Consider the following 12,460-nt stretch of genomic DNA (forward strand, 5'->3'; position numbering starts at 1 on the left):
AAATCACCACCAACGCTGGCCACGACGCATTCTTAATCGCGAAAGACATTGCGACTTATGGACCTTTGATCCGTGAACGATTGAGGGACACGGAAACGCACCCCGCGGTCCCATCGGACATCACGCTGAACGTGGACGAAGAATCAATCTTGGAGATCATTCCCGCCGGATCCAGCGTGCTGGACCTCGGTTGCGGCAACGGACAACTGCTTGCCGCAATTCGCGATCGACATCGCACACCAGCGCCGGCAGCAACGGCGCATCGACTGATGGGAGTCGAGGTGGCTCAGGAGAACCTTCTGGCAACCGCGATGCGAGGCATCGACGTGATCGACTACGACCTCAACCACGGACTGCCCGCGTTCATCGACGACCAGTTCGACTACGTGATCCTCAACGCGACTTTGCAAGCCGTCGAGAACGTGGTGGAACTGCTGAACGAGATGCTGCGGGTCGGCCGACACGCCATCATCAGCTTTCCGAACTTTGCGTATCGCCAACTCAGAGATCACTACGTGACACATGGGCGATCGCCGAAAGCACCCGGCGAGTTTGACTTCGATTGGCACAACACGCCCAACCGACGCTTCCCCACGATCGCCGACGTTCGCGACCTCTTGAGCCAACTGAACGTCGTGATCGACGAAGAAGTCTTTTGGGATGTTGACCGAGGTCAACGCATTGAACCCGACAACGATCCCAACCTGAATGCCGATACCGCGGTGATTGCTTTTCACCGCGAAAAACGCTGAATTCCAACCACGCCACCCGAGTCGAATAAAACGAATGGAGGCGTCACGAGAGAGCGGTAGGCCGCGTATCAAAACATGCGGACCTACCACTGAGGCCTTAACCCGGTTGATGACGCCGCAAAACAGGCCTATAGGCAGACTCAGCAACTTAGAGGCGTGAACCTATTCTGCGGCGATCGGAAGACGTTTTCGATCAGCTTTGCTTTTTGTCGGCGATCAGGATGACTCGATCTCCGATTTTGACCGGAACCCCGGTGACGGTGACTTCGTCGCCCTCACTCGGCTTTTTCGCCTTCGATGCGAGGCCCATGTCGACGGTCATCATCTTGTCGCTCTCGGTTTTCAACTTGACAACCAAGTGTTCTTTCCCGCGGACCTTGGCGGTTTTGGTTGACTGAACTTCACCGGTGTACCGACTGCCAGACCGTTCCACCTTGTACATCCCATGCTTCGGCAGATCGATTGCGGTCGCCACCAGCACTGTCTTGTCGCCTCGTTTTACCATCGGTCCGTAGAAGGTGGCCTCGTCATCTTCGAAGAGCTGAACTCCTGTTGCATGTCCGCCGAGATCGATCCAGATGTCTTTCCCGTCTTGCGATTTGACCTGCATCATCATCGAGTATTCGTTGCCTCGTTGAACGGTTTTGATATCGCGAACCGTGCCCTTCACTTCGTGGCGTTTCCCACTCAAACCGTCTTTGACGGACTGGGCGATCTTGGATGGAGGAACGGCGTTCTTGGACGTGCTGCCCAGCTCTGAGTAGTCATAGTTTTCATACAAACCATCGCCATCTTCGTCGTCGTAGGTGACGTAGGCGTCGTTCAGGGAATCACCGTCGCTATCGATGTACCGGGTCGATCGCTCGTACGTGCCGTCTTCATCACGATCCTCGTACGACACATAGCTCTCGTTGTAGTCCTCGCCATAAAAAGTATCGGCGGGAATGATCAGTTGGTCGTTGTCTGAGTCGCTGCTCGTGCGAGCATCTTCATAGGAAAAGACCTCGTCATCCCAACGTCCAATTGCCTCGTCCGTTGGGTTGTAGTCGTTGCCGTCGAACCATTCCGAGATGTCGTACCAAGCGTCGTCTTCGACTTTGCTGCCGCGGTCTTCGGCGTCAAAGTCCCCGGTTTGCCCCATGGCAACAGGCGCACAGGCAAGCGGGAACGAGACAGCAGCGGTCGCGACCAAAGAACGAAGAATTGGTTGTTGGCGATGGAGGAATTTCATGGGGTGAACCTTTTGTTTGATGTTGTTGAGCGCCCGCGACTGCCGCGGACCGAAGTTGAAAACACCATCAACGGAGGCAAACGGCGCGCCACCTCCGCCGCTTAAGGCTGCATGGCAGACCTCACGCGACTGCACCACCCGATCTCGCACCACTGCGGTCACTTAGCGATCACCACGCCTCGTCATTTCAATCCGATTCGTCTCCGAAAATGCTTGCATCCCTGCGGAATCCCGCATCAAATCGTGCGGCCAGACGGTTTGCCGTGTGCTGAACCGACCGGTAGACTCCCGCGATTATGCCTTTTGACGCTAACAAGAGATTGCGAGCATGAGCTTTGGTGCCGGTGCAGACACGCAATTCGAAACCATGCGCGGTCGCGATTTTCCTGCGATTCGTCAATTCACCATTTTTCTCGAGAACCGGGTCGGGCAATTGCTCGAGGTCGTTCGGCGATTCGAGGGGACTGGGATTCGAATTGTGGCCCTGTCGATCAATGACGCGGCGGAATGTGCGTTCGTTCGCTTTCTCATCAGCGATGCGGACCGCGGCCGAGAGATTCTCGAGCGAGCCGGGCTGGCTATCATCGAGTCCGATCTGGTTGGCGTTGAGCTCCCCGAAGGTCCCCAACCTTTGCTTCGAGTTTGCACGGCGTTGCTGCAGGCTGAGCTGAACATCATTCAGGCGTACCCGCTGTTCATGCGTCCACACGGCAAACCAGCGGTCGCGATCATGGTCGAGAATATTGACTTGGCGATGAAAACGTTGACGGAAAAAGGTTTCCGAATCATCACCGAAGATGACTTAGACGCGGACAACCTTCCGCCGCAAGACATCTACTGAGTCGTACTACCTTCTCAGGCCAAACCGCACGATGGTTGATCACTCCGTACGATGGCTTTCCAAGGCCGTCGAAACCTATGCTGGCGACTTCCTACGGCCATCTGAATCAGGTTCGATAGCCTTGGAAGGACATCGCACATCTCATCCAACCGCCGCCTTCTTGACTTCCCGCCATGAGTGAACTGCCTCCTTACGATTCGTTTTTGCTGGTTTCCTTTGGTGGTCCAGAGGGGCAGGACGATGTGATGCCGTTCCTCGAAAACGTTTTGCGAGGCAAGAACGTGCCGCGTGAGCGGATGCTGGAAGTCGCCGAGCACTACAAACACTTCGGCGGCGTCAGCCCCATCAACGAGCAAAACCGTCAGCTCATCGCGGCACTGCAAAAACGATTTGACGCCAACGGAATCGACTTGCCGATCTATTGGGGCAATCGGAACTGGGATCCATACTTTACCGACACGCTTCGTCAAATGAAGACGGATGGCAAGAAGCGATCGCTGGCATTTTTCACCAGCATGTTCAGCTGCTACAGCGGATGTCGCCAGTATCGCGAAAATATCATTCAGGCTCGTGAAGAAGTTGGCGAGGGAGCACCGCTGGTCGAGAAAGTCCGTATGGGATTCAACCATCCTGGTTTCATCGCCGCGATGGCGGACAACGTTACTAAAGCGGCCCAAACCATCGACGCATCGCCAGCCGAAACCAAGGTGCTATTCACCGCTCACAGCATCCCGATGGGCATGGCCGACAATTGCGACTACGAAAAGCAACTCCGAGAGTCGTGCCGTTTGGTGGCTGATGCTTGCGGTGCGGTGGATTGGGATCTGGTTTACCAAAGTCGCAGCGGCCCACCATCGCAGCCTTGGCTGGAACCGGACGTGTTGGACGCAATCGCGGAGATGGACGACGCTAAGAAATTGGAATCGCTGGTGATCCTGCCGATCGGATTTGTCAGCGACCACATGGAGGTCCTGTTTGACTTGGACGAGGAAGCCGCCCAGCTTTGCCAAGAACGCGGGATCAAAATGGCACGAGCCTCGTCGGCGGGAACACACCCGGATTTCGTCGAAATGATCTGCGGATTGGTCCAAGAACGGCTCGGGAAATCAAACGAAAAACCCGCCTTGGGCGAACTGGGCCCCTGGCACGATGTCTGCCCGCAGGATTGCTGCTTGTACACGCCGCGGCGACCTTCGACGGCGGGCGGGCGACCGGTTCAAGCCAATTGATGCGGCGGCTAGAATCACCGACGAGCCATCTTGATTCCGGCCACACCGGCTTCGTCGCCTGTCTACGAAGCGGTGTTTCTGCCCCCTTTTCGATCCTTCGTGAGCACCATGCCTCGACTCGCCCACCAAGTCTTCTTCACGACCAAAGACCGTAGCGACGAAACCATCAACGCGTTGCTGGATGATTGCCAAACCTACTTGAACGACCATCCCGGTTTGGTGGGCTTCGCCGTGGGACGCTGCGAGCCCGACTACGACCGCCCGGTCAACATGGACTTCGATGTGGTGCTGCACACGGTCTTCGAAGACCGCGCCGCCCATGACGCTTATCAAACAGCACCTCGTCACCTGGAATTCATCGAGCGTCAAAAACCCAATTGGGCCGAAGTTCGCGTGTTCGATTCGAATCTTCGCGACTGATCTCGTTCAACTTTCACAACCACGTTTCACTCTCTTTTAAAAGCAAATATCACAATGAGTGTTTTGGTCACCCAAAAAGCCCCTGATTTCACCGCCACCGCTGTCATGCCCGACGGCACATTCAAAGACGACTTCAAGTTGTCGGACTACAAGGGCAAGTACGTCCTGTTGTTCTTCTGGCCTCTCGACTTCACGTTCGTTTGCCCAACCGAAATCATCGCCTTCAGCGACCGAGCCAAGGAATTCCAAGACCTCGGCGTGGAAATCGTCGGCGTCTCGATCGACAGCCACTTCACGCACTTGGCATGGACCAACACGGCGCGCAACGAAGGCGGCATCGGCAAAACCGAATACCCATTGGTCGCCGACTTGAACAAGCAAATTTCGCGTGACTACGACGTGCTGCTCGACGGCGGCGTGGCTCTGCGTGGTTTGTTCTTGATCGACCAAGAAGGCGTTGTGCGTCACCAAGTCGTCAACGACTTGCCACTGGGCCGCAGCGTCGACGAAGCACTGCGAATGGTCAAAGCCCTCCAGTACTTTGAAACCAATGGCGAAGTCTGCCCAGCCAACTGGCAGGAAGGCTCGCGTACAATCAAAGCGGACGTGGAAGGCAGCAAAGAGTTCTTCGGCGCCGAATACAAAAGCTAAGCAAGCAATCGAGCTGATCCCCATGTGGCAATTTCAAGATTTCGCGGCGTCGGCTCCCGGCTCCGCTTGTGACCAAACCGCAGGCCAGTGCTTCACCGCGCACTGGAATGCGGATGGGCACGACTGGGTTTGCCACACCGCGGGCGGTAGCAAGGGAATCAGCTTCGGCGATCCCGATGGTTCCTTGCACGTGAACTTGTTGCCAGTTGGCGACGACACGCTTCCCGTCGCCACGGAACAATCCGTCCGGGGCGACGTTTGGAACGTGACCCTTCCTCAGGCCGACAGCCAGTACTCATTGCGACTGGCTTTGCGAGTGGTGGAAGCCACGGAAACTCGACTGGTCATCGAACCCACGCTGTCGATTCAGACGTTGCTGCTCGACACGCATCCAACGCTGGACCTCACCGCCTTGGGTGATTGCGGCGTGATCTTCGACCAGGGCGACACGTTGGGCGACGGCAGCCCGCCGATTTCAACCGTTCAATTACACGGCGAAACCGGCTCCATCGCCGTGCTGCTGGCACCCACTGACGCACCGTTCACAACCGATTTGCGTCGAGAAGGGCACCTGCAACTGCGTCTCTTCGGCGAATTCCTAGAAAAAGGCGTGATCCGCAAGGCTCGGCCCTGGATTGTCCTGGATCGCTCTGAACAGGGCGTTTCCGAGGCGGATCTTCAGGCGTATTTGAAACGATTGTGCGAAACGCCCCTGCCTTTGACGGCTTGAGCTTGCGTTTTTGGGCCTCCAGGCTATCCCGCACATTGAGTTTGGCTTTTCAAGAACGCGTTGCGCGGCAAGAATAGCGGGCTTCCCCACCCGCCTCCCTTCTGATTGGCCGACAGTTCAGTGGAACGCCGACTATTTTCGTTCATCCTCTCGTCGATGGCGTTTTTCCTGATCTACATGTCCCTTCGGACCATGTTCGCGCCACCACTGCCACCGGAGGAAGACGCGGTCGCGGAAGTCGACGGCGAAACCGCTGAACCAGCCGAGGACCTGGTTGCCGACACGGATGCGCCCGAGGCCGGCGAAGGTGACGGGGAAGCGACCTCCAAAGAAACAGATGCGGTTGAGCGTCCCAGCTCGCCAACTTGGTCGACCCTCGGCTCGATGGACCCGACCAGCGGCTACGTGATGCTGGTGACGCTGAACAGTCGCGGCGGTGGCATTGAGCGAATTGAACTGACCGAACGCAAAGAGAACGGGCGTCTGAAATACCGGCGCGTCGACGTTCGCTCCGGCTACCTCGGGTACTTGGCCGCCAACCCGACCGCGACGGACCTCGGGATCCGGGTCAACGTGGTCGGACCGGGAACGCCCGCGGATTTAGCAACCGCCGCCGGTGTACAAGGCGGACTGAAACCTGGCGACATCATCACCGGGTTCAACGATACCAACGTCAACAACCTGTCCATGCTTCGCGAATCGATGCTGGAAACCAAACCAGGCGAATCCGCAACCGTCACGGTTCTGCGGAACGAAAAATCGATCGACTTCAAGACCACGCTGACCGAACATCCGCTGGATTTGGTTCGATTGGCCGAACACGGTGGCGACGATGAAGTCGAAGGCAACCTCTCGCGACTGTCATGTCTTTTGACGGTTGGACGTGTCGGTCGCCGCGAAATTCAATCTGGCGAGAAGACCATCGAAGGCATGGTCGACACGGGCGATCTGATTTGGGATGCGTCACAAGAAGCAGACAAGGTTTCCTATCAACTGCAGTTGTCCGACTCTGAGATGAAGCCGGTATCGGGTAAATCAGTTGGACTGCAACGGACCTACTCGCTGAAACCAGACAGCTACTCGCTGGACATGGATGTGCAGATCGACAACCGGGCCGAGGAAGCACAGGAACTCGCATATCGCATTGAAGGTGCCAATGGCATCACCCTGGAAGGCTGGTGGTACAGCAACAAGATCAGTCCCAACTGGGGTGGCTCGGCCGCTCGCGACATCGTCTACAAGACCACCGCCGAAGGTCACGAACTGGTCTCCGGTTACGCTTTGCTGAAACGGGCGAAGAACGAATCCGAAGCGGATGACCAAACACTGTTCGCTCCCGATTCCGCACCGCCGGCTCGCAACCTGAGTTACATCGGTGTCGACGCTCAATACTTCACCGTCGCGATGTTGCCACCGGAAGGCCAAGAGTCACTCAAGACATTCCGTCGTGCCGCCGCGAATATTATCGCTGACCCAACTGCGGTTCCCGACAACAAAGAACGCGCGGTCAACGCCAGCTTCTATCTCGACAGTGCCATCGCCGACGTGCCCCCGGGATCGTCGCTCAAACAATCACTCCGATTGTTCGCTGGCCCCAAACAGCCCGACGTGATGGAAGCCTACGGTTTGGGCGATTGCATCTACTACGGTTGGTTCTCGTTCGTCGCCAAACCTCTGGGCGGGTTGTTGCACCTGTTCTCCAACGTCGGCAACTACGCGTTGGCAATCGTGCTGCTGACGCTGTGCGTTCGTGGCCTGATGTTCCCGCTTTCGCGAAAAGCGGCGATCAACGCTCAACGCATGCAAGAGTTGGCCCCTGAACTGAAGAAGATCGCCGAGAAGCACAAAGACGACATGGAAGCTCGTGTCCGAGCCCAGCGGGAACTGCAACAGCGCGTCGGGTTCAATCCGATGGCTGGCTGTGCCCCCATGTTCCTGCAGTTGCCGATCTTCATCGGCCTGTACCGAACTCTGTCGGTCGACATCGAACTGCGACAAGCCGCGTTTGCATCCTGGACGACTTGGGCGTCAAACCTGGCCGCTCCCGACATGATGTATTACTGGGGCGACTGGATGTGGGACTACTTGGGAGGCCGCGGCACCGGTTGGTTGGGCCCGTACTTCAACATCCTGCCAATGATCGTGGTCTCGTTGTTCCTGGCTCAACAAAAGATGTTCATGCCACCGGCAACGGACGAGCAAACCGCGATGACGCAGAAGATGATGAACTACATGACCTTGGTCATGGGTCTGTTCTTCTTCCGAGTGCCAGCTGGTCTGTGCATCTACTTCATCACCAGCAGTCTGTGGGGAATCGGCGAGCGGATCTTGGTCAAGAAAACGCTGCCGTCCAAACCTCACTTCGACCCCGCAACCCTGCAGGGCGCAGCCGCGGGGGGCGGAACCGTCGATGGCAAAGTCAACAATTCGGCGGGTGCCAATGGAAAGAAAAGCTCCGACGGCAAACCCAAAACGATGGCGGATCGACTCCGCGAGCGATTGGGAACGCCGGAAGAAGAAGCCGCCCCGCTGCCCAAAGACCGCAAACGGCCACCGTCGAAGAAGCCCGGCAACAAGAAACGCCGCTAGCAGGCTCAGGACCCGCGATTCAAAACCAGACGTAGCGAGTTCCGGCTGATGGGAGTGGCACTCTCCGTATCAGCCGCCGGGCGACCGCCCCGGATTGCGATCATGCCGACGGAGAGCCTCCGTCGGATACAGGTCCTACCGACACAACAGCTGCCAAACCGTTCGCGTCACGCGACTCGACGACCGCAACGCGATGAGGGCGACTGAGCCGATTGCTTGAAGCCGTATCCGGGCAGGGCAGGGCGGTGGTTCAATCGGCCACTTCCCAGCCTTTCTTGGTCAGAATCAATTCCACTGATTCATCCACTTTTTTCGCTTCCAGACCATCGACTCGAAACGTGGTTGGAAAACAGCGTTTCATGCTGACGGTGGTTCGAGGCGGCATCTCGATTTCATCGACACTTTCATTGGTTTCGATCGAAAGAGTCTGGACCTTGCCTGATCGGTTCAACACCGAAATTTCGATCTGAGCCGATTTGGGACGGCCAAATAAATGGACGGCGTAATAGGTCGTTTGATCGGCCGTCGCGACAGCGGCCCCTGTTTGCGTGATGTGTTTGGCCACGATGTTCTCATGGTGCGGCGGTGAATCGATCCATCCCTGAACGAAGATGTCAATCAAACTCTTCGCGGTGACTTCGCCGGTGTTAGTACGATAAGCAATGTTCTCTCGAACGACGCAGTACTCGTATCCAGCCGCCTTCGCACGCTCGGCGGGCGTGTTGCCATCCGCGCGGTGGCCATACTTGCCCGACTCCGCCATAAACTCCGCGAATTTCTTCGCGGTCGCCTGCAGCTCGTCGTTCACTTCCAGTTGACTGAGCTCCTTCTTTTTGCGGTAGTCGTTGATTTGCTTGACGATTGCGTTTTCCACTTCCGCAACCATTTCGCTATCGCTTTCCGACTCAACGGAGACCGCCGTCGATCCCTCTTGAGCCACCAACGGACCGACAAACAACAAACATCCAAACATCAACCAACCACGCACCGCATCACTCCTGATAGAGAATTTGAACCGAAAACCGAATCGCCCGATAAGCAGCGTGATGCAATCGTCATGCCTAATTTTCCGGCGTCTGCTTCGTCACGGCACCGCTCGATGCCAATCGGGCGCAACAAGCGATTCCCTTCGTCTTCATCGAGCTGGTAAAACGTGTCGCAATCCTGGTTTTCGGCGAACCCTTCGCTGTGCCACTCACTGATTTGACACCGTCCCGACTCAGCATGCGAATCCAAGCTCCCTCCTTCGTCGATCTCGAAACGCCCACCGGTCCGATGCGGACGCATTTGTTTCGTCCGGACGGCTCCGGCCGTTATCCCGGTGTGATTCTCTACAGCGAGATCTACCAAATGACGGCTCCGATCGCCCGTACCGCAGCCGTGCTGGCGGGACACGGTTTGCTGGTCGCCGTTCCGGATGTCTATCACGAGTTCACCGAACTGGGCGAGTCGTTCGCCTACGACAAAGAGGGCACCGACCGCGGCAACCGCTTGAAGATCGAAAAGGAAATTACCGCCTACGATGCCGACGCTCGATCCGTCATCGACTTCTTCGGCGGTGACGAAGGCTGCACCGGAAAAGTCGGCACGGTCGGCATCTGCCTGGGCGGGCACTTGGCATTTCGTGCGGCGATGAATGAGGAAGTCGATGCCGGAGTCTGCTTCTATGCGACCGACATTCACAAACGAAGTCTCGGCAAAGGGATGAACGACAACAGTCTCGATCGCATACCTGAGATTGAGGCCGAGATGCTGATGATCTGGGGCCGGCAAGACCCACACATTCCCGCCGAAGGACGGCGAATGATTTACGACGCGATGACCGCGGCCGGCGTCAGTTTTTCCTGGCACGAGTTCAACGGCGAGCATGCTTTCATGCGAGACGAGGGGCATCGCTATGACCCAGAACTCGCCCTGCTGCTCAACTCCATGGCGTGCCAGCACCTCAACCGCCACCTGCGATAGCGGCCGAGAAAACGAATTCATCGCCGATTGGCGATCCCGCCTGGCAATTTGGGGTTGGATGGAAAATCGTCCCACTTACGAATGAGCGACGATCGCGTATCCTTTGCGGTTCGTTTTCGCGAAATTCGGAACCTTCCACCAACCCCTGATGGATCGTCCCGTAGCTTTCTTCCCCTCGAACCCTTTGATTTCGACCCGTGTTACGAACCCACACCTGCGGCGCGCTTCGCAAATCTGACGTCGGCTCCCCCGTGACCCTGTGCGGATGGGTGGACAGCAAACGAGACCATGGCGGAGCCGTTTTCATCGATTTGCGGGATCGTTACGGACTGACCCAGGTCGTCATCGGGCCACCCGAAGCCAACGAATCGCTGATCAAACAAGCCGGCCACGTGCCCAATGAAAGCGTGATCTTGATCCGCGGCGTGGTGGCGGATCGATTGGAAGGCAAAACCAACGCGAAACTGGAAACCGGTGAAATCGAAGTTCGCAGCGAACACTTCGAGATCCTTTCGGCCTCCGAAACGCCTCCCTTCACGCCCGGCCAATCCGATCTGCCCGGCGAAGACTTGCGTCTGAAGTATCGCTTCCTGGACCTTCGCCGCAAAGAAATGCAGCAGGCCCTGATCCGTCGCAGCGAAATCATCAAGTGCATGCGAGACTACTTCGCCGAGCACGATTTCATCGACGTCGAAACGCCCATCCTCGGCCGCAGCACACCCGAAGGAGCTCGCGATTACCTGGTCCCCAGCCGCGTGCATCCGAGCAACTTCTACGCGTTGCCTCAGTCGCCGCAGCTTTACAAACAAATCTTGATGGTCGCCGGTTTTGACCGCTACGTCCAAGTCGCCAAGTGTTTCCGCGACGAAGACTTGCGAGCCGACCGCCAGCCCGAGTTCACGCAACTCGATTTGGAAATGTCTTTTGTCGACTCGGAAGACATCATCGGATTGATCGATGGCTTGGTCGCCAAAACAGCCAAACAAGTTTTGGGCAAAGACATTTCACTGCCACTGCCTCGCATGACCTACGAAGAAGCCATGCGTCGCTTTGGTTCCGATGCTCCCGATTTGCGTTTTGGTTTGGAAATCGTCGACGTCACTTCGGTGGCTGCGAAGACCGACTTCCGAGTCTTCCGCGGAACCGCAGACGCTGGCAACTTCGTCCGTGGCATCAACGTCAAAGACGCCGCCCTCAAGTTCTCGCGACGGCAGATCGATGAGTTGACCGCGTTTGTGCAACAAGACTTCGGTGCCAAGGGCTTGGCTTGGTTCCGCGTCGAAGATGACGGAACACTGTGGAGCCCGATCGCGAAGAACTTTGAGCCGGAACACTTGGCTGAAATCAAAGAACTGATGGGCGGCGAACCTGGAGACTTGCTGATGTTCTTGGCCGACACCTGGGAAGTCACCTGCAAAGGCCTTTCCGGACTTCGTAAACGTTTGGCTGTGGAACTGAAGCTCTACGAAGAAGGTGAGCTGAACTGCAGTTGGGTGACCGAGTTCCCAATGTTCGAAAAGGACGAAGAAGCCGGTCGCTATGTCGCCATGCACCACCCCTTCACCGCTCCACTCGAAGAAGACTTGCCACTTCTGAAAGAGTCGCCTGAGAAGTGCCGTGCCCAAGCCTATGACTTGGTCATCAACGGATCGGAAGCTGGTGGTGGAACGATTCGGATTCATGACAGCAAGGTTCAATCGCAAGTGTTTGAACTGCTCGGCATGGACGAAGAAACCGCTCGCGATCGCTTTGGGTTCTTGCTCGACGCATTGCGTTTCGGTGCACCTCCACACGGCGGGATCGCGTTGGGCGTCGATCGCTGGGTGATGCTGTTCGCTGGCCTCGAGAACATCCGCGAAGTCATTGCGTTCCCCAAAACGCAAAAGGCCGCCGACATGATGACGGGTGCTCCTGGCGAAGTGGATGCGGATCAACTCAACGAACTGCACCTGCGAACGGTCTCCGCCAAAACCTGATCGCGGACTCGCATCGATCCATTTGCCCAGCTCACCTCGTTGGTTCGCCAACCAATTCTTGCTACAAACGTTGGTT

At 56.9% G+C, this 12,460-nt stretch carries 11 protein-coding genes; 9 read left to right on the forward strand and 2 right to left on the reverse strand.

Going from position 1 to position 12,460, the window contains the following annotated elements:
• Positions 1-752: methionine biosynthesis protein MetW (metW, locus tag RE6C_RS17285; RefSeq protein ID WP_039962374.1), on the forward strand; the 752-nt coding region annotated here is incomplete at its 5' end.
• Between the two features lie 193 nt (positions 753-945).
• Here metW and RE6C_RS17290 read toward each other — a convergent pair.
• Positions 946-1,983: a hypothetical protein gene (locus tag RE6C_RS17290; RefSeq protein ID WP_039962393.1), complete on the reverse strand. Its 1,038-nt coding sequence runs from the start codon at positions 1,981-1,983 to the stop codon at positions 946-948.
• A gap of 328 nt (positions 1,984-2,311) precedes the next feature.
• Here RE6C_RS17290 and RE6C_RS17295 point away from each other — a divergent pair, with 328 nt between their 5' ends.
• The 6 genes from RE6C_RS17295 to RE6C_RS17320 all read left to right on the forward strand — a co-directional run bounded on the left by RE6C_RS17295 (position 2,312) and on the right by RE6C_RS17320 (position 8,443).
• Positions 2,312-2,824 (forward strand): ACT domain-containing protein, encoded by a 513-nt coding sequence (locus tag RE6C_RS17295; protein ID WP_008658563.1) that lies wholly within the window; start codon positions 2,312-2,314, stop codon positions 2,822-2,824.
• Positions 2,825-2,997: 173 nt separating this feature from the next.
• On the forward strand, positions 2,998-4,053 hold the full coding sequence (locus tag RE6C_RS17300) for a ferrochelatase (protein ID WP_008658565.1): 1,056 nt from the start codon (positions 2,998-3,000) through the stop codon (positions 4,051-4,053).
• 108 nt (positions 4,054-4,161) lie between these two features.
• Positions 4,162-4,473: a Dabb family protein gene (locus RE6C_RS17305; RefSeq protein WP_008658566.1), complete on the forward strand. Its 312-nt coding sequence runs from the start codon at positions 4,162-4,164 to the stop codon at positions 4,471-4,473.
• A gap of 54 nt (positions 4,474-4,527) precedes the next feature.
• Positions 4,528-5,124 (forward strand): peroxiredoxin, encoded by a 597-nt coding sequence (locus tag RE6C_RS17310; protein ID WP_008658568.1) that lies wholly within the window; start codon positions 4,528-4,530, stop codon positions 5,122-5,124.
• Between the two features lie 22 nt (positions 5,125-5,146).
• Positions 5,147-5,854 carry a hypothetical protein gene (locus RE6C_RS17315; RefSeq protein WP_008658569.1) on the forward strand — a complete coding sequence of 236 codons (708 nt, stop codon included), beginning with the start codon at positions 5,147-5,149 and terminating at the stop codon, positions 5,852-5,854.
• A 120-nt stretch (positions 5,855-5,974) separates the two neighbouring features.
• The gene (locus tag RE6C_RS17320) at positions 5,975-8,443 is read left to right on the forward strand and encodes a YidC/Oxa1 family insertase periplasmic-domain containing protein (RefSeq protein ID WP_008658570.1); all 2,469 of its coding nucleotides are present in this window, start codon (positions 5,975-5,977) and stop codon (positions 8,441-8,443) included.
• 250 nt (positions 8,444-8,693) lie between these two features.
• Here RE6C_RS17320 and RE6C_RS17325 read toward each other — a convergent pair whose 3' ends face one another.
• Complete coding sequence (locus RE6C_RS17325; RefSeq protein ID WP_008658571.1) at positions 8,694-9,431, reverse strand: CAP domain-containing protein; 738 nt, start codon at positions 9,429-9,431, stop codon at positions 8,694-8,696.
• A 236-nt stretch (positions 9,432-9,667) separates the two neighbouring features.
• On the opposite strand from RE6C_RS17325, the gene RE6C_RS17335 reads away from it, so the two are divergent.
• Together RE6C_RS17335 and aspS are read left to right on the forward strand one after the other, a co-directional pair.
• The gene (locus RE6C_RS17335; protein ID WP_008658572.1) at positions 9,668-10,408 is read left to right on the forward strand and encodes a dienelactone hydrolase family protein; all 741 of its coding nucleotides are present in this window, start codon (positions 9,668-9,670) and stop codon (positions 10,406-10,408) included.
• A 197-nt stretch (positions 10,409-10,605) separates the two neighbouring features.
• On the forward strand, positions 10,606-12,384 hold the full coding sequence (gene aspS / locus RE6C_RS17340; protein ID WP_039962375.1) for an aspartate--tRNA ligase: 1,779 nt from the start codon (positions 10,606-10,608) through the stop codon (positions 12,382-12,384).
• Positions 12,385-12,460: the final 76 nt, after the last annotated feature.

Source organism: Rhodopirellula europaea 6C (assembly GCF_000338295.1).
GTDB lineage: Bacteria > Planctomycetota > Planctomycetia > Pirellulales > Pirellulaceae > Rhodopirellula > Rhodopirellula europaea.